This is a genomic window from Vibrio sp. R78045, assembly GCF_042466085.1.
Classification (GTDB): domain Bacteria; phylum Pseudomonadota; class Gammaproteobacteria; order Enterobacterales; family Vibrionaceae; genus Vibrio; species Vibrio cyclitrophicus.
The window spans coordinates 216,572-235,955 of the sequence record NZ_JAXHBS010000018.1 but is presented as its reverse complement, the minus strand read 5'-3'; the positions used below and the strand labels follow the sequence as shown (position 1 = coordinate 235,955).

Here is a 19,384-nt window from a genome sequence, read left to right as displayed (position 1 = left end):
TACACTTCTCGTTATTATTAATCGCAATGATAACTATTATCGTTATTGTTTGTGTTTTTATTACAATTGGTTCATAGCCGTATTGAAGGAGAAATATATGAATCGGCACTTTATGCGCACCCCAACAGCACTTGCGGTCGCTTTAGTTATATCGTCAGGAATGGTTCAGGCCAACGAAGATGAAACCGTTGTTGTTCTTGGGCAGCAGCTTGAAGACAGCTCAGTAGGTCCAGATTTTAGCTACGTAGGATTAAGTAGTCGCACGGCAACAAAAACCGACGTTGCGATAGGTGAAACACCTCGTGCTATTTCCATTGTGACGCGTGAGCAAATGGACGACAGAGCGTCGATCAGTATTGCCGATGCATTGCAATACACACCGAGTATCCAAGCAAATTACTTCGGTGAAGATAACAAGCAAGATTGGTTTGTGATTCGTGGCTTTAAGCAAGCAAACAGCGGCTTGTATCAAGACGGAACGCGTTTGTACTCATCTGGCTTTTACAGCTGGCAAATCGACCCATTTGGGTTGGAGCGAGTAGAAATTTTACGTGGTCCTGGTTCTGCATTGTACGGCCAAACTCCTCCAGGTGGCGTCATAAATGTCGTGAGCAAGCGCCCTCAATTTGACGGTGGTTCTGGTCAGTTTGCTATTGAATACGGCACTGACGATCGTAAGCAAATTAGCTTAGATGTGAACTCTGAAGTTAACGAAAAAATGGCATTCCGCCTACAAGCGCTTGGTCGCAAAAATGGCAGCCGTGTTGATGGAGTAGAAGCTGAACGTATTTTCATCGCCCCTTCTCTGGCTTATAAATTCACAGACGACACCAAATTAACATTGTTAACCAGTTACCAAAAAGATGATTCCGACCCGTATCTGCAATTTTTGCCAATGGAAGGAACGTTAACATCGAATCCAAACGGGAAAATCAGTGATAGCACTGCGGTAGGCAATACCGATTGGGAAACGTTCGAGCGTGAACAACTGTCAGTAGGCTATGAATTTGAACATCATTTCAATGACAGTACTTACTTCATGCAGAATACGCGTTACAGTAAGATGGACATTAACCTCCGTCAAATGTATTCGCTTGGCTATGCGACAGATTATGGTTTAGGTGTTTATGACCCAACAAACAGCAAGGTTCTACGCGGGGCTTCCACAGAGGAAGGCACGTCTGACGCGTTTAATATAGACAACCGCGTTGTACACACCTTTAAAACTGGCGTTGTAGAACATACTTTGCTAGCTGGTATCGATTATCAAAGTATCGATATTGACAGTAAAGATTATGCTTCAGACCCATTTGTTGCCGATGGTAATAGCTCGATTATTGTTCCAGCTGGAGGGACTTTCGTTTCGATCGCAAACCCATTGTTTGATGTTTTCAACCCGTCCTATAGTAACAATGTCACTTTGCTGGATTCTAACTTTAGTGTTGTTGATGAATCTGACCGCCAAACCACTAAAACTAAAAACAATCAACTAGGCCTGTATTTACAAGACCAAATGATGATTGAGGACAAGTGGGCAGTGCAAATAGGTGTTCGTTACGACGATTCCCAAAATAAGACACATAACACGACAACGGGCGCAAAAACTAAGGTCGACAACGAAGAGTGGACAACTAACTTCGGTGTTGCTTATTTGATGGATAGCGGCTTTACACCTTATGCGAGCTACGCTCAGTCGTTTGACCCAATAATTCAACTTGACGCCAATGGTGACCCTGCGAAGCCAGAACGTGGCGAACAGTACGAACTTGGCTTGAAATACCAACCGCGTAGCTTTGACGGTTACTTCAACATTGCTGCGTTTGAAGTATCGAAAGAAAACTTAGCGCGTCAGGTCGCTGGCCAACTAACGCAAATTGGTGAGGTTCGTAACCGTGGTTTAGAGCTAGAAGCTGTTGCAAACGTGACTGAAGCATTAACCTTGATTGGTAACGTTTCATTCATTGATTCTGAAATAACAGCAGATTCGACAAGCAGTAATGTAGGCAACACGCCATCACAAATTGCTGACCAACTCGCTTCAGCTTGGGCAAATTACCGCTTCCTAAATGGTCCATTAGATGGCTTAACGATTGGTGCGGGTGCTCGTTACGTTGGTGATTCATATGCCGATAATACCGAAACAAACGTTGTTCCTTCATATACATTGTTTGACGCTACGTTAAGCTACCGTATTGAAGATTATAAGTTCCAAGTTGCAGCGAAAAACCTAGCAGATAAAGAGTACGTTGCTACATGTGATTACTACTGTTTCTACGGTGACCGTCGTAACGTGATTGCGAGCGTAACCTATGACTGGTAGCCACCAGCCTGCGAACACTCTGCCCGATGGGCAGAGTGTTTCTTTAACTGAAGGGCTAGATAGATATAGTGTTGAAGTGAGTAGCGGTTCTCTCGAAGTAGTACGAGAAACGGATCATTTTTGGCGACTTACAGAGATGACGGCTACCGAACAAGAAGCTCTCTCAGCGTTTGCGCTTTTGTTTTCCGCTAACTCAGATATTCGAACTATTGAACTCGGACAATTTAAAAGCGAAGTGTTGGATTCTTTGTCCTTTGAAACTGCCGAAGGCTTAAAAGTGCTATGGCGTGAAGCCGTTATGCAAACTCCGGAGTTATGGCTTAAGAATCGAAATCACGCCCTTTACCCACATAAGCAAGTTCTTGACGCTGCAGGGTATCATCCGGCAAGGCCAAAGCCTTTGTATGGGGAGCTATATCGTCGCTACATTCCAGAGCTAAACGCTGTACTTACATTAGAAGGGTTAGACGTTGATAAACATCTAACGTTGTTCAATAAATGGCAGAACACAAAGCGTGTTGCCAATTTCTGGGAACAGACTGGTTCGTTAGAAGAGCACAAGTTTTATTTAGAAGAATCCTGCAAAAACCATAAAAATCAACTGCTAATTGTATGTTTAGACAACCAGCCTTTTGCTTATATCGAAGTGTATTGGACAAAAGAAGATCGTATCGCGCCTTACTATGCAGCTGGCGACTACGATCGTGGGATACATATGTTGGTAGGCGAAGAGTCTCACCGCGGAGCACATAAAGTTGCTGCTTGGTTGCCTTCTGTTTGTCACTTCATCTATCTATCGGATCCTCGCACAGAAAAGATTGTTAGCGAGCCAAGAGCCGATAACAACAAAATGATTGGGTATCTACAAAAATACGGCTTTGCCAAAGTTAAAGAATTTGAATTTCCGCATAAGCGTGCGGCTTTAATGTGTCAGTTAAAAGACAGCTTTTTCAGTAACGAGTTCTAATCGAGAGCAGTTTGTACTGAAACAAGGAGTCGGAATAGGGCGCTTGTTTGCGCCTGCAAAATTTTCATGAGGTTATACATGACGAAACAAATTAAGGAATATGATGTTCTCGGAGTGGGCTTTGGTCCTGCTAATTTATCGATAGCTATTGCTTTGGAAGAGCAAGCTAAAGATAAAGGCTTAAGTTATTGCTTCTTGGAGCAAAAGCCTCATTTTGAATGGCACGGTGGTATGTTGTTAGATGGAACAAGAATGCAAATATCTTGTTTGAAAGATCTGGTGACATTACGAAATCCAACCAGTCCTTATTCATTCGTTAATTATTTGCACACCAAAGATAGGCTTAATGCGTTTATCAACTTAGGTAGTATGAACCCTTCTCGTGTTGAGTTTAACGACTATCTGACTTGGGTTGCTAATCAATTTTCAGAACGTGTAAATTACGGCCAGCGAGTCATTGATATTGAAGCGATTGATGAAAATGGTCAAAGCTCAAAAGTAAAAGTTACCTCTACCGATATACACGGCAACCAGACGGTTCGAATCGCTAAGAACCTTATTGTCGGTATGGGCGGGATGCCGAAACTTCCAAAACTGTTTGAAGGCCATGATAACGAACAAATCATCCACTCCTCGAAGTACAAAGCGTGGCGTGAAACCTTTAAGCCAAACTCAGAGCCAAAAATCGCGATCGTGGGTGCTGGGCAAAGTGCTGCTGAAATATTCGTTGATCTCACCAATCGTTATGCTGATGGTGAAGTTCACATGGTTAACCGCCGCTTTGCATTGCACCCGGCTGATGACAGTCCGTTTGTAAACGAGGTGTTTGATCCTGAGTTTACCGATCACATGTATGAAAGCACGCAAGAGCAGCGTGACCACATCCTTTCTCGATTTAGCGCGACTAACTATTCAGTTGTGGATACAGAAGAACTTAACGCCATTTACGAGCTGCTTTATTTGCAAAAAGTAACGGGTGAGGGTAACCATCAACATTTACGTTGTCATGACATCCAAGAAGTTGCTATGAAAGATGACAAAGTAGCGTTGCGTCTGAATGACACGATAAACAAAACACAGTTATGGAAGGAATACGATGCGATCATTCTTGCTACGGGCTATCGTTACGATGAGTTCAACCAAATGCTCAGCTCGATTGAACCCTTGATTGATAGTAAATCGGTAGCGCGTTCATACCAATTAGACATGAAGCCAAGTTGTGAAGTTAAGATCTTCCTGCAGGGGTGTTGTGAATCTTCTCATGGCCTGAGTGATACGCTTCTTTCTGTGTTGGCTGTTCGTTCTCAAGAGATCGTAGATGCGCTTCTCGAAAACTCACAGAACGAGCTAGAAAAAGCTTAGATTCTGTATGTGAACAATGTTGTGGTATTTGTTCGCAGCATATTTGTTTATCACGTGTTTCGAAGCACATATAGCCAAAACGCAAACGCCAATATTATATTGGCGTTTTTGTTCTTAAATATTAATTCAATCCATAGAGTCGCCAGTTGTGTGCTATCCCATTTATCGGCCTAGCTGCCTAGGTTAGAGAATTATGGCTTGCCGCAAATTTGTTAATGTATCGATGAAATTTGTGTTGATATCGCCTTTAAATCAAACAACTAGCTGTTGATTAAAACGATCACTACGATTTATTGCAGCAGTTGTTGAGCACAAAGCCTATATTGACTAGAATGACGCACTTTTTTTATTTACGTACATACAGGTAATGAACATGAGCGATACTAATTCAAGACCAGCTTTACCAGATCATCTTGCAGGTAACCCACGCAGCCCACACCACGTTGCTGAGTGTTTCGAATACCCAATCGGCATTCGTCTAAATGGTAAAGAGCGTACTGATGTTGAAGAATACTGCATCAGCGAAGGTTGGGTTAAGATCCCTTCACCTAAAGCGCTAGATCGCTTTGGTCAACCAATGCTTATTACTCTAAAAGGCACTGTAGAAGCTTTTTACATCGAAGAATAATTGTTGGAGTAACTCGCTAATCCTTGGTGTCACTTGCCAATACTGAGTTACCAAGCGTTATTACTAGAAAAGGCCTAGAAAAATCTAGGCCTTTTTTGTTTTTCTGTGTTTACCATTATTCCAAAACCTTCGCTTACCATGCGATACCTGCACCAATTGAAAACTCCAAGTCTTCACCTTCTGCTTTGTCGAAACCGGCCGTTACCACAAAACCACTGTCCATAATGTAGGTTGCATCTAAGCCGCCAACTTGTTTGGTTGAACTGTCTGAGAACTTGTTCCTATCAAATGTGACATCAGTATGGGTGCGTTTAATGCCATAGCCCGGTGTTATGTAAAGGTTTTCGGTTATACCAATAGGGACGTGAAACTGGTATTCATTGTCGCGTTGTTTGTATTCATAAGAAGAGGTGTCATCATTGTATGCAGAGCGTGTAAATTCAAAGCCATACCCCAGAGAACCAACACCACGGTATTTGATGTAAGAAGCAGACCAATCACGCCAACCACGTTCAGCAGATAGACCAAATGTAATCGCGGTTTCATCTTGATTTTGCTCATAAGCGTGAACATTGGTAATAGATAACAACAATAAAGCGGTTAGAGCCAATAGAGGAAGGTTTTTGATGGTCATTTGATCACTCGCTTATGTTTACAGAATATTGGCGATCTCGGTATAAACCTAGACAACCATTAAATTGGTCACGTAATTCGAATCATCCTTGAAAGATTGAAGTATTTTACTGAAAGAGCTACGTAGAAATATTGGTAGGAAAAGAAGGGCACTCAAACGTACTGTTTGAATGCCCGGCAGTTCTGTTTTATTAAGAATGATTACTTCAGCGTACGAAGCTTATTTGCCTGTATCTTTGCTCGAACTTTGGTAACGGCTGCTTGCGAAGGTAAGTTATCTTTTACCTTGCTCTTTATCTCTGCTACTGGGATGAAGTTCCATTGGCCGTTGTGATACTTCACCACAAATGTTTCTCTGCTCATCTCCTCACGGAATACCCAAACACCGTCATCGAGACGTTTAAAGTCACCAACTACATTTCCGCTCGTATCTCGCACTGTCCAGAAGGTGTAATCATTGTCGGCATAAGTGATTGAATCTTTTCTGCCTGAGATCATCTTGTCTCCAGAGCTAATCGTGACATAGTTATCACGAATGATGATTTCACCAACACGCTTGTCATCCACATAGATGCTATAGAGGGTTTCTTCTTCACTAGAGCGCTCTTTTACTGCCCCGATGTGCGCTTCATCAGTATCCGTATTAAAAAATGGAATATCACCCAACTCAGGGATATGTACGAAACCCAAATCAGCTTGTGCAATTTTGTCTTTTAGACCGGGTGCATCTACACCATATTCAGGGTCTACGTTCTCATAACCGCCATCGTTATCGGTATCATCTTGCCCGAAACCGGGATCGATATTTTCAAAACCGTAGTCACCATCAAATTCAGGTTGTGTCGGTTCAGATGTACCACCTGATGAACAGCCAGCTAAAACAGTAGCAAGTACAAGAGCGATAAGTGATTTGTTCATGATATTTCCTATCGTTTAATTAATTAGTAAGAAGCTGATGACTGCACACCATACCCAAAATATTGGGCGAACAAATAAAGTTGTTTTGGGCATTGCTGCATCACTTGAGGTTGTACGATACGTAATCACCAGCGTTCAATAAATAAACGGAAGCATAGGTTTGACATCACGATTGGTTATGTATTTAAGATTCAAAAGAAAGCCATAGAATATAAGTGCGATTGTAGGTTGGTGGGATGGTGGAGTTTCTACACCTTGATTTGTTTTTAATGAATAACTTGTTCGATATTTGCTCATTCGAACAAAATGTACCCACTTAATGTTTCCTGAAGTTAGATATACAAAAACGAAAATATGAAGCGCAGTCTAATTAAATGAAACTAATATGCTGTATTTAAAGTTATTTATTGTTAATAGATAGCTATATCACAGAAAATAATCCTGAAGCACATACAATTCCCCTGATTTCGAATGAGCGTTTAATTTTTTCGTTCGAGCATTTTAAATTTCTATCGCCCAATAATTATGAGGTTCCTATGTTTGGAATATTCAAACCTATGGCGCATATCGATCGTTTATCGTCAGATAAGATTGATAGCACCTACACACGTTTACGATGGCAGCTTTTTCTCGGCATCTTTGTTGGTTATGCAGGGTACTACTTAGTACGCAAAAACTTCAGTTTGGCGATGCCATACCTTATTGAACAAGGGTATAGCCGAGGCGAACTAGGGGTTGCTTTAGCCGCAGTATCCATCGCTTACGGTTTATCTAAGTTTTTAATGGGGAGCGTGTCGGACCGTTCTAACCCTCGTTATTTCCTCAGTGGCGGCTTGTTGATGTCGGCATTGGTGATGTTCTGCTTTGGTTTTATGCCATGGGCGACAGGTAGTATTACTGCGATGTTTATCCTGTTGTTTCTAAATGGTTGGTTTCAAGGTATGGGTTGGCCGGCCTGTGGGCGAACCATGGTTCACTGGTGGTCACGAAAAGAACGCGGCGAGATAGTCTCCGTATGGAACGTGGCACACAATGTCGGTGGCGGCTTGATCGGCCCAATGTTCCTATTGGGGCTTTGGGCTTTTAATGACGACTGGCGAACCGCTTTTTATGTTCCTGCATTTTTTGCCACTCTCGTTGCTATTTTTGTTTGGTTCACTGTAAGAGATACACCTCAGTCTTGTGGCTTACCACCAATTGAAGAACACAAAGACGATTACCCAGACGACTACGATAAATCCCATGAGAAAGAAATGACGGCGAAAGAGATTTTCTTTAAGTACGTTTTCTCTAACAAGTTGTTGTGGTCAATCGCGATTGCTAATGCGTTTGTTTACCTTATTCGTTATGGTGTACTTGATTGGGCTCCGGTCTACTTGAAAGAAGCAAAAGACTTCTCAGTAGATAAATCTTCTTGGGCTTACTTCTTGTATGAGTGGGCGGGTATACCTGGCACGCTACTGTGTGGTTGGATTTCAGATAAATTGTTTAAAGGCCGACGCGCACCTGCAGGTATCTTGTTCATGGTTTTGGTTACTATCGCTGTATTAGTTTATTGGCTAAACCCAGCAGGTAACCCAACAATTGACATGTTGGCGCTGATTGCAATTGGTTTCCTTATCTATGGTCCGGTAATGCTCATCGGCTTATACGCACTAGAGCTTGCTCCTAAAAAAGCTGCAGGTACAGCGGCAGGCTTAACAGGTCTGTTTGGTTACTTAGGTGGTGCGGTTGCTGCAAACGCAGTGCTTGGGTTTATGGTTGACCATTACGGTTGGGATGGTGGTTTCATTATTTTGGTGGGTGCTTGTATTGCATCATTAATTTGTTTGCTTTATGCCTTCATGGGTGAGCGAGCACATCATAAACAAAAAAATCTTGAAAAAGAGAAAGAAGCGTTAGCTTAACGGCTCTTTAACCTAATAAAACAACGTCAATAAATCAAAGAGGCAGGATATTCCTGCCTCTTTTCTATCAAAGGAATGGAAATAATGAAAACAACGTCAATGTGTATGACTCTTTTGGCATTGAGCTTATCAGCAAACGCATTTGCTGAACCTTTAGTGATTGCGCATCGCGGTGCATCAGGTTATTTACCTGAACATACGTTGCCTGCCAAAGCACTTGCCTATGCAATGAAACCTGACTATATCGAACAAGACGTGGTGATGACCAAAGACGATCAATTGGTGGTGTTACATGATCACTATTTAGATAGAGTCACCGATGTTGCTGACCGCTTTCCAACACGAGCACGCGCTGATGGCCGCTACTATGCCATTGATTTTACGCTTGCCGAGATCAAATCATTAAAAGTGACTGAAGGCTTTAACCTCGATGAACAAGGCAACAGAGTGGCAGGGTACCCAACACGTTTCCCTATGTGGCAGTCTGATTTCCGGGTCGCTACTTTTGCAGAAGAAATCGAATTGATCCAAGGCTTAAACAAGACGCTCGGTTATGACGTAGGCATTTATCCTGAAATCAAAGCACCTTGGTTCCATCGTCACGAAGGCAAAGATATTTCTAAAGCAGTGCTTGCGACTTTACATCAATATGGTTACCTATCGAAAGTCGACAAAGTGTATTTACAGTGTTTTGATGCCAATGAACTTCAGCGTATCAATGATGAACTTATGCCGGCCATGGAAATGGATCTCAAGCTCGTTCAGTTGATAGCTTATACCGATTGGAACGAAACCATGACTTATAAAGGTGAGAAAGCGACGCCGTACAGCTACGACTGGATGTTTGAGAAAGGCGGCATGGCAAAAGTCGCTAGCTATGCTGACGGCATTGGTCCTTGGAAACCTATGTTGGTAGACGATGCATCGACCAAAGATAACATCATTATTAAACCATTGATGAAGTCAGCAAAAGACGCGGGCTTAGACGTTCACCCGTATACGTTCCGTGCCGATCCAGGAAGAATCCCAGCCTATGCTGATAACTTTGATGGTATGTTGGATGTCTTTTACAACCAAGTTAAAGTCGATGGCGTGTTTACCGACTTCCCAGACAAAGCGGTAGAGTTCCTTAACCGTTAATTCCCTTCCAGTTACGAAGCACTAATAACGAGATACGAAGAGCTAAAAGTAAAACTTAAAAATGCTTTTAGTTCTTCCTTGTGAGCCTCGTTCTCACTGTAATTACCATTTTGAAATTCCTAGGTTTACACCAATCTCTCCCCTTGATAGCTTACCAACATTACAGTCTGTTATTTCTCACTGACTGAACCTTATATTCAAACTGGAAAAATCATGGAAGAAAGAAGCAAAGATTATCTCGATAGTTACCTCAATACATTGCCAACCGAAGTGGCTTCTCAATATACGTCTTTTAGTTCCGACTATTACTGCGCTGATGAATACAACGCCAATCTCTGCGCTCAGTTGATTCTCAAAGGCGAAAAACAAGCGTCTTGCAGCCTTGAATATTGGTACAGCCATGAAGGGGAAGCGATGCCTGTCGTAGGGCATTTGCAAGTCGTCACTGATTGGGATGGCAAGCCAGTTTGTATTGTAGAGATTACTTCAGTCTCACAGTGCAAATACAACGAAGTCACTGCTGAATTTGCTGCCGCGGAAGGTGAGGGTGATAAAACACTAGAATGGTGGAGAGAAGCGCACTGGAACTTCTTCTCGCGTGAATGTGAAGAGCTCAAAATATCGCCAGCTGAAGACATGTTACTCGTATTAGAGCGCTTCAAAGTGGTTTATCAATAAAGGGTATTTTGTTGATTCACAATACGTGAAATTTTGTGTTTAGGAGATCGTGCTCAATAAATAGCAACAAGGTTGACCACAATGAGCCTAACTGTTCGAGAAGTTCTTATAAGCTCGCTTGAGGGCTAGATAATTCATCGCATGCAGGAGGCAAGATGAACAATATTACAAAGCAAATCGATCTAACAAAAATCGTGTTATTCGACTGGGGCAATACGCTGATGGTCGATTTCCCAGATGCACAAGGGAAGATGTGTGACTGGGAGAGAGTTAAAGTGGTCGAGTGTGCTCGGGAAATACTTTGTGAACTATCTAAAACCCACCAGCTTTATGTTGCGACTAACGCATTAGACTCAAGCGAGCAAGACATCATCAAAGCTTTTGAACGAGTAGGGCTCACTCGGTATTTATCGGGTTATTTTTGCAAAGCTACCCTTGGCTTATCTAAATACGACTCGGATTTTTATCCCGCCATCATTTCTAAGCTTGGTGTTGAGCCTCAAGATATCACCATGGTAGGTGATACATTAGAGAAAGACATTTACCCAGCACTTGAAGCGGGTTTGCAAGCGGTGTGGTTGAACACTAGTCGAGTTGATTTTAAGTCAGAGCCCCCCCGTATCGTGCAAATTAAAAACCTAAGCGAACTGTTGGAGAAGCGCGATTAACTCTCTGAAATTCAGCCTAGATAAAGCACTTGTCTGTTTTGACGTCAATCTCCCATCTCTTTGTTGTTTAATCCTTTAAGCTAACTCTAGTTTCCACTATGAGGGCTAGATTATGAGTATCGAACGTCACGGAATATCGGTTGGAATTGAACGTGTTAACGGTGAAACCATTGTTGTGTTTAAAGCGAAAGGAAAACTCACACACAATGATTACCAAGCAATGATACCAATTCTAAATACAACATTAGAAGAACTCGATTCATCTGAACTTAAGATGCTGGTCGATATATCATCTTTAACAGGTTGGGAGTTGCGGGCTGCTTGGGACGATTTCAAATTGGGATTAGAGCTCAATTCGAAGATAGACAAAATTGCTATTTACGGCGATAAAAGTTGGCAAGAAATGGCATCAAAAGTCGGCAGTTGGTTTGTGTCGGGTGAGATTAAGTCATTTGAAGATCACGACTCTGCACTTAAGTGGCTAGTCGATTGATCCTATTCGCAGACAGTTATAGATCAATCTGTAAACAACACTAATGACAGTTGACGCTCATTGTCTCGAAAGCTGTCATTTTTCATTTTGGCTATGATAATTCCTATTCGACTCCATAGAGTATATTCATTCCAGCGTGTAACATACCCAGGCTTTGTTTGGTCGAGAGTAATCGTGTGACCAGATTCAGTAAAACGATAACTAAAACAAAAATAAGGTCTAACGACATGCATAAGGTAATTGATAAGCTGGCTTGGATATTCATCAAAGACGGCAAGTTGTTGATGGTGAGATCAAAAGGCAAAGAACTATTCTATCTACCGGGTGGTAAGCGTGAAGCTGGCGAAAGTGATGAGCAAGCACTAGTTCGCGAAATCAAAGAAGAGATCTCTGTCGATTTAGTGTCAGACTCCATTAAATACGTTGAGACCTTTACAGGCCAAGCTGATGGCAAAGCGGAAGGCGTATCGGTGCAATTGACTTGTTATCTTGCTGATTATACTGGCGAACTGTCTCCAGATGCTGAAATCGAAGAGCTTAAGTTTGTTGATGGTAACGACAGAGCGGTATGCTCATTGGCAGCACTGGTTGCGCTTGATTGGTTAGAAGCTAACCAGTATTTGGCTTAAGGTTTTAGCATCTATCAGCTGTATTAGTGCATATTAGCTAATGTTGCAGACTGATCTTTAAAAGATCATCACTTAAGAATAGCTTGAAGGGCGGCTGTCTTTCATCAATAGATCGAGTTTCCTTTGAGCTTTCTTCGTGTCTTGTAAATCCACTACCTCAATCATTTCACACTCATCTCGCACCATCTCATTAATCAGGCTTGGATAATGTCTGCAATCTTCTGGTCGGTCTAAATAGATGCTACAGGTGTACTTGGCTTGAGCCTTGGTATCTTTCGTCGGAACCAGTTCCAGAAAAGGGCAACGGTTTAAACGTTCACCAGATTCAGGGTCGAACCAGATCTCGCTTCCACGAACATATTCAAAGATGTCTGGATTGAACAACTCCCACAAATCAATCTCTTCTTGCGTTGCGGCAAGGTCGCCATCTCCGTATTTGATACAGCATTTCCCGCATTGATTACAATTTTTCATTAGTGACTTCATTGGTTGGTGAGCTTTTGTCATTTTACCACTGATAGGCGTGGCACGTTGCCTTAGTTGTTCATGCTTATACCGTTGAGGGGCGCGAACTTGGAATAGCGACACTTAAAATTAATTTATCTATGCACGACCACTCCAATCAAAGCTGTAAACAGTGATACAATTTGTGCCTCTCACGTTATTCAAGCAAAGGCATCAAAATGAGAACGGTATACACCACCGAAGGCAACATCAACGCAAAGAAACAAAAAGACGCTTACCCAAAGCTCGCTTTATGTGACAAGTGCATAGGTGATTATGTGGTTATCGAGCAAGGTGAACGAACTTATAAGCCTTGTGCTAAATGTGGTGCCGACGATTAATGCGCCTTGATAAATACCTATGTAAAAGCACTGACCTAACCAAGCCTGAAGCGATTGAACGCATCCGTAATAGCGAGGTGAATGTAAACAGTGAGACTGTCACCGATGAATCGACTCAGGTTCACGAAAGCAACACCATCTTGTTAAACAGCACGCCGCTTCATTTACGTGAATTTCGTTACCTCTTAATGCACAAGCCTGCGGGTACTATTTGCTCCAATATCGACGAAGTCTATCCCTCGCTGTTCAACTACATCGAGATAGGCAAAGTATCAGAATTGCACATAGCAGGGCGCTTAGATGCTGACACCACAGGCTTAGTTTTGATTACCGATGATGGGCGATGGTCATTCAATATTACGCTGCCAACCAAGTCATGTAAGAAGGTATACCGCGTGACATTGTCACGAGATATCAAAGATGATGTCGCTGATAAGTTCAAAGCGGGCATTCAATTGCAAGGCGAACAAAAACCGACGCGTCCGGCAGAGCTTGAAGTGATTACCAGTAAAGAAGTGCTGTTGACTATTACAGAAGGTAAGTTTCATCAAGTAAAACGAATGTTTGCTGCGGTAGGGAATCGAGTTGTTGGTCTTCACCGTGAACAGATTGGTGATGTTCGTTTAGATGTTGAAGTAGGTCAGTGGCGTTATCTAACCAAAGCCGAAGTCGACTCATTTCAGCAGGGCTCGGAATAAATGTTTTAATCTCTTAAAGCGAGTTAGCATCAGAATATCAATACTATAAGGATGTAGGATGTAGGATGTAGGATGTAGGATGTAGGATGGAAAACCTCAAAGTCTCAGAAATTAAGTCTTTCGTACCCGCGAAAGACTTCAATTTATCTAAGCGTTTTTACCAGTCAATCGGCTTTGAAGTTATGTCTGAATTTCACGATATTTCCTATCTACGACATGGCAGTTGTGCCTTCCTTCTGCAAAACTTTTATGAACCTGCGCATTGTCACAATTACATGATGCACTTGCTGGTTGAAGACGTAAAAAGTTGGTCTCAACACATCCAAAACTCTAATGTAATGTCGGAATTTGAAGTTACCGTTTCCGAGGTTGTTGAGCAGCCTTGAGGAATGCTTGAGTTTTGTATCATTGACCCAAGTAGTGTCCCATTTATTTGTTTATAACGACAGTATCAACGCTCAACAGTTTTACGAAAAGCTGGGCTGGTTTCCGCGTGACGAAGTTCGAATGTATTCATTTAATAGTTCTAGTAACAGCAACGTTTAACATTATGAATATATTTAACTGATTCAATATGCGTGGCATTTTTGGCCCAATTCAGTGTTCGTTCATGGCCTAATGAGTTAGGCTAGGTCACAACGTTACCCATATATTACACGGGTGAATTAGGGACTTTCAGTTAAGGAGATCAAATGTACCAGGGAAGTTGTTTGTGCGGTTCAATACCGTTGTCATTAAAAGGCGTCCTGGTTTATTGGTTTCAAGGTAAGGATTATTTATGCAGAAAATGGAGTTTGTAAGAGTCCTACTGGTAGAAAAGGGCGTGAAACCTCAATTAACGAATCCATACTTTTACCTATGGTGGAAGTTACTTCGTATTGAAGCGAAGCCTCGGGTATTTGAAAGCCCGTTTAAGTTGTTTTTTCTTCAAGCTATATTTGGCTCTGTTTTTTGGGGTGGATTTATGTGGTTGTTATTTTGGCAGTTTGAAGGTTTCACAACATTCCAAGTGTATTGCTCTTTGTTCTTCGGTTTATTTACCGGGTTATGCTCTGCTCTTGAGGTTGCTAGAGCACGACGGAAGTTTGGGCTCAGCACACTAGAACGGTTGCTTGAACAGAATAAACTCACAGAGAACTAACAATACACTGAGGTATAAAATTTTGAAGAAGTTAATAGCGTTTATTGCCTGTTCCAATCTTGTCACGTTTGGATCGATTTATGTGCTTGAGTGGCAGTTTGGTTATCTCTCTATTCACTTTTTAAGTGACTACGCATTTTATACGATGCTGGTTCTCCTTGGGTTAGGAACGTTGTTTTCATTTACTGGACATACCGTTGGATATAGTGATCCAAGCAATGTGGCAGGAGTGACTGCGAGTAGTCTGATCGATAATGATTCAGCCAAAACGACGGTAGTGAATAAGTTGGAAAACACGAACTTAGGAAGCCGTTTCTTGATCGCCAGCTTAGTACCTCTGGTTTTTTGTGTGTTTGCTAACTTTATTGTTCCGCTGCCTATTAACGGGAGTTGAGCTAATAATATCGCTAGGCTCATTCTGTATTTTTTAAATGAATCCAATTGACATGTTACTTCCAATATATGAAAGTGGCTGTATGAAAACTAGTCTAAAGCACGTTAATTACCGAATTATCATCATTCCATAGAATGGTGGGATTCGATACGCTCTAGACTAATCAACCCACCCGTAAAGGTGGGTTTTGTGTATCTATCTTTCGGGGAAATAGACTCTTGGAGAAGTTTACATGAAAAAAGTAGCCGTTTTTGGTAAGCCAGGCAGTGGAAAATCGACAGTAAGCAAAGTACTTGCTTCTGTTACCAATTTGCCACTTCATCAATTAGATTCCTTGGTATACAAACCAAGTGGTGAATTAGTCGATAAAGAAGTATTTAAAGACATTCACGATAAGATAATCAATTCAGAAACTTGGATCATGGATGGGTTAGGGCCGATCAGTTTGTTCTATCAACGTTTAGAAGAAGCCGACACGCTTGTGTATATCGACCTTCCGTATTCAGTCAGTTATTGGTTCGTCGCCAAGCGTTTGCTAAAAGGGTTATTCGTCAAACCAGAAGGTTGGCCTGATGGAAGCTCTATTTTTAAAGGCACATTACAAAGCTACAAAATACTAAAATTGTGTCCAAAATTTTGGAACGATGACTTTATGTTAAAGGTACTTGGAAAGTCGCCTGAGAAAGAAGTTCATGTAATCAAAACTGTTGCGGAGTTAAATGATTTTGTATTGAAGTGCATGATTAAGGAACATCGATGAGAGTGCCGTTTCAAGTATCTAATGAACCTCGGCCATCGAATGAGCATACAGAACTTCGTTGGTTCTGCTACCAAGAGGCTTGCCGGCTCTTAGAGTATGATTCTAATCGCATCGCCTTATGGGAAGCTTATGAAAGGATTAAAAACGAGGTCAGCTAAGTAATTATCGGTTTTGAGTCCGAATCAGCACATTTTTGCTATGCATCACTATTCGTTCTTAATTATTTATAAGATGTTAGGGGTAGGATTCATAAGTTGATAATATAAAATCTACACTATATTGTTGATTGACTTATATAAATGCTTGATAACAAATACATTAAACACCCGTACAACTGCGAGAAGTGCAACGCTTTGACGCCTCACCTCCCAATAACCAAACCTGACGATTCTGCATCAGAAATGAAGCAATTTAAGTTTGGTATGTTGATCGAGTTCTTGATGACGACACTGTTTAAATCAGACTCTCATTCTAGCAGTTTCTTTGTTGAAGAAGAGCAACAATACGAATGTGAAAAATGCAACACAACATCGTGGCATTAATGTGTCGATGAGGCTTGTGGTTTTTATGATTGAAGGGTTTAGACGGGGCTGAGTGATGAACAAGAAAGGTGAGCCTCTGGGCAAATTGAGTATTGAAACGTGTCTATACTGGTATTGGTTGTGCTACTTACCTTAAAGTGGCGTTAGAAATGATGTGTTTAACTAGGCTAACTCTCAGAGGTAACAATGAAAAAATTACTATCACTAGGCGCCGTTTTACTTGCGGCATCATTTTCAGTCGCCGCTTCTGACGGTTTGATTAAGTACCAAAGTAATTACTCGGTAAAAGAAACCGCTGACCGTTTTGAAAGTATCGCTAAAAGCAAAGGCTTAACGTTGTTCGCAAGAATCGACCATCAGAAAAACGCGAGCAGTGTTGATCTTGAATTGAGACCAACCGAAGTTATTATTTTTGGAAACCCTAAGGTTGGTACGCCATTGATGCAGTGCCAGCAAGATGTGGCGATTGATTTACCACAGAAAGTGCTTGTAACCGAAGATTCGAATAAGAAAGTCTGGTTGTCTTACAACGATCCTAATTACTTGATGGAACGTCATGCTATTAACGGCTGTGATGAGGTGATTAAGAAAATATCAGGTGTGCTGAGTAAATTATCGGAAGCGACAATCGCTAAGTAATGATGATTTCGAGCCTGAAACCTTGTTTAACGCCATTCAGTTAAACTGCTTAGACAAGAAGTGAACGATGAAGCCCACCCAATATGGTGGGTTTCTTATAGAGTGTAGGTTTTACTTTGCACGTCATCAGGAATAACGAAATAGGGACATCATGACATTACGAGTAGTACCTGAACTTTATTGTTTAGATATAGAGGTGAGTAAGTCATTCTTTGTGGAAGTGTTGGGTTTTTCGGTTAAATACGAACGTCCAGAAGAAGCCTTTGCTTATCTGACTCTGGATGGTGTCGATGTCATGCTCGAAGGGCTTAATGGCGATAGTCGTAAGTGGATTACAGATAAGCTAGAAGTACCGTTTGGGCGAGGGGTAAACTTTCAATGGGATGTGTCGGACATCGATACCTTGTATCAACAAGTTAGTGACCAGTCTAAAGCGTCTATTTACTTAACATTAGAGTCTAAATCGTACTCATGCGATGACCGTGTCGTGATTCAAAAGCAATTCATTGTTCAAACGCCAGATGGCTACTTATTTCGATTTTGTCAGGACCGCCATTGAATTGATGCCTTTGGCATAGATCTTCGGCCAACATTCACAATGCGATTAAAACAACATAAGTAAACGATTAAAGGAATACTCCGACATGTACGGGAGTGAAGAAACCAGAGCATTTTGCTGTAATTGCAAAGTACTGACTCGTCATAAATACACCATGTTTAGTAACCAAGTTCAAAAAGCACCTCAAGAAGCAAAGAAACCTGGATTGCTTGGACTGATTTTATCGTCGTTAGCCTCAAGTAGTGGAACTGGTGACTACAAATGCACAAAGTGTGGTACTAATTTACGTACTCCCGATAACCTTGATTAACGTCTTTTGATGGCTAGTTTCTTGGTTACTCAGTTTAGAGTTCTAGACAAATGTTGTGCCAAAGTCGAACAATAAACAAAGTGTTTATTATAAAAAGGACATAAAAAAACAGGCAGATCTTGTGATCTACCCGTCTTATAATCGCTAATCTCAATCACAGTCTTGGTTATTGAAATTCAGAACGCTTAAGCGCAGCACTTCTTGTATTTCTTGCCGCTACCACATGAACATGGATCGTTACGATTAGGTGTTTTTTCAAACGTCATCGTTTTTGGCTTGTTTAATAGCGTATCTAGTTCAAGCGTGTTTTCTTCTTTGTTTGCATCTACTGTAATGTTTACAAAGATAGCGCTGTTTGCTGCTAGAGCTTCAACTTCTGCTTTACGAGCTTCAGTTTGAACCATTACTGCGATTGGTGACTCTTCAGTACCCGCTTTAACATCGCGGTTTACGTTGTAGCCAGCAAGAACGTGATTTTGTCTTGTCTCGATACGGCCTTTGAAAAATAGTTTCGACATTGGGTACTCATTACAAATTGGGATGACGCTATTCCAACGGGAGAGCGTTATAGAGCGGGGGATTATACTGATATATTGAAATTGATAAAGCAGTGATGTGAATGTTCTTTTAGCGGTCAGAGCGGAAGTGCGTGTAATCATCATATTGAGATACTTCGCTACATTGAGCTAATTAAGGAAGAGCAATGAAACCAAAACAAGTGGTACTTGGTTTTTGGGACGCAATGAGGACCAATGATTTTGCAAAGGCGAGTGAATGGTTGGCAGACGATTTTCAAGGACATTGGCCTCAGTCGTCTGAGTTGACGACTGGTCGAAGCAACTTTACAGCAATCAATTCTGAATACCCAGCTAACGGAGTTTGGGAGTTCGAGCTCAACTCGATTGTCTGTGAAGGTGATACGGTGGTGACGGATGTCTCGGTCACTGACAGCGTATTGAAAGATCGCGTGATTACTTTTCACACGGTTGTCGATGGCTTGATTCAAAAGCAAACGGAGTTTTGGCCAGATCCATTTGAAGCGCCAGCGTGGCGATCACAGTGGGTTCAGATTGTGACGAACAATCAGGCTATATCGAACAATCAGCTTGCATCGAATAATAAAGTTGCGTCGAATAAGTAAGCATTAGGAGAT

At 41.7% G+C, this 19,384-nt stretch carries 26 protein-coding genes and 1 pseudogene; 23 read left to right on the top strand and 4 right to left on the bottom strand.

Features of this window, described 5'->3' with window-relative positions:
• Positions 1-112: 112 nt before the first annotated feature.
• The 4 genes from SJY39_RS22840 to SJY39_RS22825 all read left to right on the top strand — a co-directional run bounded on the left by SJY39_RS22840 (position 113) and on the right by SJY39_RS22825 (position 5,277).
• Positions 113-2,320 (top strand): TonB-dependent siderophore receptor, encoded by a 2,208-nt coding sequence (locus SJY39_RS22840; protein WP_016793527.1) that lies wholly within the window; start codon positions 113-115, stop codon positions 2,318-2,320.
• Positions 2,310-3,287: a GNAT family N-acetyltransferase gene (locus tag SJY39_RS22835; RefSeq protein WP_010441109.1), complete on the top strand. Its 978-nt coding sequence runs from the start codon at positions 2,310-2,312 to the stop codon at positions 3,285-3,287. Before SJY39_RS22840 ends, SJY39_RS22835 begins: the two co-directional genes overlap by 11 nt.
• Positions 3,288-3,365: 78 nt before the next feature.
• A complete protein-coding gene (locus SJY39_RS22830; protein WP_016769245.1) occupies positions 3,366-4,649 on the top strand; it encodes a lysine N(6)-hydroxylase/L-ornithine N(5)-oxygenase family protein in 1,284 nt (427 codons plus the stop codon).
• A gap of 373 nt (positions 4,650-5,022) precedes the next feature.
• The gene (locus tag SJY39_RS22825; protein ID WP_010441105.1) at positions 5,023-5,277 is read left to right on the top strand and encodes a DUF3297 family protein; all 255 of its coding nucleotides are present in this window, start codon (positions 5,023-5,025) and stop codon (positions 5,275-5,277) included.
• 133 nt (positions 5,278-5,410) lie between these two features.
• On the opposite strand, the gene SJY39_RS22820 is transcribed toward SJY39_RS22825, so the two are convergent.
• Positions 5,411-5,911 carry a hypothetical protein gene (locus SJY39_RS22820; RefSeq protein WP_016784466.1) on the bottom strand — a complete coding sequence of 167 codons (501 nt, stop codon included), beginning with the start codon at positions 5,909-5,911 and terminating at the stop codon, positions 5,411-5,413.
• 200 nt (positions 5,912-6,111) lie between these two features.
• Positions 6,112-6,828: a lipoprotein gene (locus SJY39_RS22815; RefSeq protein ID WP_016769247.1), complete on the bottom strand. Its 717-nt coding sequence runs from the start codon at positions 6,826-6,828 to the stop codon at positions 6,112-6,114.
• A 536-nt stretch (positions 6,829-7,364) separates the two neighbouring features.
• On the opposite strand from SJY39_RS22815, the gene glpT reads away from it, so the two are divergent.
• The 6 genes from glpT (at position 7,365) to SJY39_RS22785 (ending at position 12,343) form a co-directional block, all read left to right on the top strand.
• Positions 7,365-8,735 (top strand): glycerol-3-phosphate transporter, encoded by a 1,371-nt coding sequence (gene glpT, locus SJY39_RS22810; RefSeq protein ID WP_016769248.1) that lies wholly within the window; start codon positions 7,365-7,367, stop codon positions 8,733-8,735.
• A gap of 84 nt (positions 8,736-8,819) precedes the next feature.
• Positions 8,820-9,875, top strand: a complete 1,056-nt coding sequence (gene glpQ, locus SJY39_RS22805) for a glycerophosphodiester phosphodiesterase (protein WP_390242860.1) — start codon at positions 8,820-8,822, stop codon at positions 9,873-9,875.
• 213 nt (positions 9,876-10,088) lie between these two features.
• Positions 10,089-10,553: an ASCH domain-containing protein gene (locus SJY39_RS22800; RefSeq protein WP_010441096.1), complete on the top strand. Its 465-nt coding sequence runs from the start codon at positions 10,089-10,091 to the stop codon at positions 10,551-10,553.
• A gap of 155 nt (positions 10,554-10,708) precedes the next feature.
• Positions 10,709-11,221: an HAD family hydrolase gene (locus tag SJY39_RS22795; protein WP_016793525.1), complete on the top strand. Its 513-nt coding sequence runs from the start codon at positions 10,709-10,711 to the stop codon at positions 11,219-11,221.
• Positions 11,222-11,333: 112 nt separating this feature from the next.
• Positions 11,334-11,714 (top strand): STAS/SEC14 domain-containing protein, encoded by a 381-nt coding sequence (locus SJY39_RS22790; protein ID WP_010441092.1) that lies wholly within the window; start codon positions 11,334-11,336, stop codon positions 11,712-11,714.
• Positions 11,715-11,941: 227 nt separating this feature from the next.
• On the top strand, positions 11,942-12,343 hold the full coding sequence (locus SJY39_RS22785; RefSeq protein ID WP_010441089.1) for an NUDIX domain-containing protein: 402 nt from the start codon (positions 11,942-11,944) through the stop codon (positions 12,341-12,343).
• 72 nt (positions 12,344-12,415) lie between these two features.
• Here SJY39_RS22785 and SJY39_RS22780 read toward each other — a convergent pair whose 3' ends face one another.
• The gene (locus SJY39_RS22780) at positions 12,416-12,817 is read right to left on the bottom strand and encodes a YkgJ family cysteine cluster protein (protein WP_032546017.1); all 402 of its coding nucleotides are present in this window, start codon (positions 12,815-12,817) and stop codon (positions 12,416-12,418) included.
• Between the two features lie 209 nt (positions 12,818-13,026).
• Here SJY39_RS22780 and SJY39_RS22775 point away from each other — a divergent pair, with 209 nt between their 5' ends.
• The 12 genes and pseudogenes from SJY39_RS22775 to SJY39_RS22720 all read left to right on the top strand — a co-directional run bounded on the left by SJY39_RS22775 (position 13,027) and on the right by SJY39_RS22720 (position 18,231).
• A complete protein-coding gene (locus tag SJY39_RS22775; protein WP_010441083.1) occupies positions 13,027-13,188 on the top strand; it encodes a hypothetical protein in 162 nt (53 codons plus the stop codon).
• Positions 13,188-13,886 carry a pseudouridine synthase gene (locus tag SJY39_RS22770; protein WP_016784460.1) on the top strand — a complete coding sequence of 233 codons (699 nt, stop codon included), beginning with the start codon at positions 13,188-13,190 and terminating at the stop codon, positions 13,884-13,886. The genes SJY39_RS22775 and SJY39_RS22770 overlap by 1 nt, the downstream gene beginning before the upstream one ends.
• Before the next feature lie 86 nt (positions 13,887-13,972).
• Positions 13,973-14,272, top strand: a complete 300-nt coding sequence (locus SJY39_RS22765) for a glyoxalase (protein WP_016784459.1) — start codon at positions 13,973-13,975, stop codon at positions 14,270-14,272.
• A 37-nt stretch (positions 14,273-14,309) separates the two neighbouring features.
• A pseudogene (locus SJY39_RS22760) lies at positions 14,310-14,432 on the top strand (GNAT family N-acetyltransferase); the annotation flags it as partial.
• 232 nt (positions 14,433-14,664) lie between these two features.
• A complete protein-coding gene (locus SJY39_RS22755) occupies positions 14,665-15,027 on the top strand; it encodes a DUF6404 family protein (RefSeq protein WP_016793523.1) in 363 nt (120 codons plus the stop codon).
• An 82-nt stretch (positions 15,028-15,109) separates the two neighbouring features.
• The gene (locus tag SJY39_RS22750) at positions 15,110-15,421 is read left to right on the top strand and encodes a hypothetical protein (protein ID WP_016793522.1); all 312 of its coding nucleotides are present in this window, start codon (positions 15,110-15,112) and stop codon (positions 15,419-15,421) included.
• A 232-nt stretch (positions 15,422-15,653) separates the two neighbouring features.
• A complete protein-coding gene (locus SJY39_RS22745; protein ID WP_016793521.1) occupies positions 15,654-16,181 on the top strand; it encodes an adenylate kinase in 528 nt (175 codons plus the stop codon).
• The gene (locus tag SJY39_RS22740; RefSeq protein WP_016769254.1) at positions 16,178-16,339 is read left to right on the top strand and encodes a hypothetical protein; all 162 of its coding nucleotides are present in this window, start codon (positions 16,178-16,180) and stop codon (positions 16,337-16,339) included. The genes SJY39_RS22745 and SJY39_RS22740 overlap by 4 nt, the downstream gene beginning before the upstream one ends.
• Positions 16,340-16,480: 141 nt before the next feature.
• A complete protein-coding gene (locus SJY39_RS22735; RefSeq protein ID WP_016769255.1) occupies positions 16,481-16,723 on the top strand; it encodes a hypothetical protein in 243 nt (80 codons plus the stop codon).
• A 186-nt stretch (positions 16,724-16,909) separates the two neighbouring features.
• The gene (locus tag SJY39_RS22730) at positions 16,910-17,362 is read left to right on the top strand and encodes a DUF302 domain-containing protein (RefSeq protein WP_010441067.1); all 453 of its coding nucleotides are present in this window, start codon (positions 16,910-16,912) and stop codon (positions 17,360-17,362) included.
• Between the two features lie 151 nt (positions 17,363-17,513).
• Entirely contained in the window at positions 17,514-17,921 is a 408-nt protein-coding gene (locus SJY39_RS22725; RefSeq protein ID WP_010441065.1) for a VOC family protein, read from the top strand.
• An 85-nt stretch (positions 17,922-18,006) separates the two neighbouring features.
• Complete coding sequence (locus SJY39_RS22720) at positions 18,007-18,231, top strand: hypothetical protein (RefSeq protein ID WP_010441064.1); 225 nt, start codon at positions 18,007-18,009, stop codon at positions 18,229-18,231.
• 185 nt (positions 18,232-18,416) lie between these two features.
• Here the strand turns inward: SJY39_RS22720 and SJY39_RS22715 are convergent, their stop codons facing one another.
• Entirely contained in the window at positions 18,417-18,749 is a 333-nt protein-coding gene (locus tag SJY39_RS22715; RefSeq protein WP_010441062.1) for a PBPRA1643 family SWIM/SEC-C metal-binding motif protein, read from the bottom strand.
• Between the two features lie 185 nt (positions 18,750-18,934).
• Here SJY39_RS22715 and SJY39_RS22710 point away from each other — a divergent pair, with 185 nt between their 5' ends.
• A complete protein-coding gene (locus SJY39_RS22710) occupies positions 18,935-19,372 on the top strand; it encodes a nuclear transport factor 2 family protein (protein ID WP_010441059.1) in 438 nt (145 codons plus the stop codon).
• The last annotated feature ends 12 nt before the right edge of the window (positions 19,373-19,384 follow it).

Excerpts from the sequence above, each read along its gene's own strand:
- SJY39_RS22840 (WP_016793527.1), top strand. The coding sequence starts at position 113 with ATGCGCACCCCAACAGCACTTGCGGTCGCTTTAGTTATATCGTCAGGA.
- SJY39_RS22835 (WP_010441109.1), top strand. The coding sequence starts at position 2,310 with ATGACTGGTAGCCACCAGCCTGCGAACACTCTGCCCGATGGGCAGAGT.
- SJY39_RS22830 (WP_016769245.1), top strand. The coding sequence starts at position 3,366 with ATGACGAAACAAATTAAGGAATATGATGTTCTCGGAGTGGGCTTTGGT.
- SJY39_RS22825 (WP_010441105.1), top strand. The coding sequence starts at position 5,023 with ATGAGCGATACTAATTCAAGACCAGCTTTACCAGATCATCTTGCAGGT.
- SJY39_RS22820 (WP_016784466.1), bottom strand. The coding sequence starts at position 5,911 with ATGACCATCAAAAACCTTCCTCTATTGGCTCTAACCGCTTTATTGTTG.
- SJY39_RS22815 (WP_016769247.1), bottom strand. The coding sequence starts at position 6,828 with ATGAACAAATCACTTATCGCTCTTGTACTTGCTACTGTTTTAGCTGGC.
- glpT (WP_016769248.1), top strand. The coding sequence starts at position 7,365 with ATGTTTGGAATATTCAAACCTATGGCGCATATCGATCGTTTATCGTCA.
- glpQ (WP_390242860.1), top strand. The coding sequence starts at position 8,820 with ATGAAAACAACGTCAATGTGTATGACTCTTTTGGCATTGAGCTTATCA.
- SJY39_RS22800 (WP_010441096.1), top strand. The coding sequence starts at position 10,089 with ATGGAAGAAAGAAGCAAAGATTATCTCGATAGTTACCTCAATACATTG.
- SJY39_RS22795 (WP_016793525.1), top strand. The coding sequence starts at position 10,709 with ATGAACAATATTACAAAGCAAATCGATCTAACAAAAATCGTGTTATTC.
- SJY39_RS22790 (WP_010441092.1), top strand. The coding sequence starts at position 11,334 with ATGAGTATCGAACGTCACGGAATATCGGTTGGAATTGAACGTGTTAAC.
- SJY39_RS22785 (WP_010441089.1), top strand. The coding sequence starts at position 11,942 with ATGCATAAGGTAATTGATAAGCTGGCTTGGATATTCATCAAAGACGGC.
- SJY39_RS22780 (WP_032546017.1), bottom strand. The coding sequence starts at position 12,817 with ATGAAAAATTGTAATCAATGCGGGAAATGCTGTATCAAATACGGAGAT.
- SJY39_RS22775 (WP_010441083.1), top strand. The coding sequence starts at position 13,027 with ATGAGAACGGTATACACCACCGAAGGCAACATCAACGCAAAGAAACAA.
- SJY39_RS22770 (WP_016784460.1), top strand. The coding sequence starts at position 13,188 with ATGCGCCTTGATAAATACCTATGTAAAAGCACTGACCTAACCAAGCCT.
- SJY39_RS22765 (WP_016784459.1), top strand. The coding sequence starts at position 13,973 with ATGGAAAACCTCAAAGTCTCAGAAATTAAGTCTTTCGTACCCGCGAAA.
- SJY39_RS22755 (WP_016793523.1), top strand. The coding sequence starts at position 14,665 with ATGCAGAAAATGGAGTTTGTAAGAGTCCTACTGGTAGAAAAGGGCGTG.
- SJY39_RS22745 (WP_016793521.1), top strand. The coding sequence starts at position 15,654 with ATGAAAAAAGTAGCCGTTTTTGGTAAGCCAGGCAGTGGAAAATCGACA.
- SJY39_RS22740 (WP_016769254.1), top strand. The coding sequence starts at position 16,178 with ATGAGAGTGCCGTTTCAAGTATCTAATGAACCTCGGCCATCGAATGAG.
- SJY39_RS22735 (WP_016769255.1), top strand. The coding sequence starts at position 16,481 with ATGCTTGATAACAAATACATTAAACACCCGTACAACTGCGAGAAGTGC.
- SJY39_RS22730 (WP_010441067.1), top strand. The coding sequence starts at position 16,910 with ATGAAAAAATTACTATCACTAGGCGCCGTTTTACTTGCGGCATCATTT.
- SJY39_RS22725 (WP_010441065.1), top strand. The coding sequence starts at position 17,514 with ATGACATTACGAGTAGTACCTGAACTTTATTGTTTAGATATAGAGGTG.
- SJY39_RS22720 (WP_010441064.1), top strand. The coding sequence starts at position 18,007 with ATGTACGGGAGTGAAGAAACCAGAGCATTTTGCTGTAATTGCAAAGTA.
- SJY39_RS22715 (WP_010441062.1), bottom strand. The coding sequence starts at position 18,749 with ATGTCGAAACTATTTTTCAAAGGCCGTATCGAGACAAGACAAAATCAC.
- SJY39_RS22710 (WP_010441059.1), top strand. The coding sequence starts at position 18,935 with ATGAAACCAAAACAAGTGGTACTTGGTTTTTGGGACGCAATGAGGACC.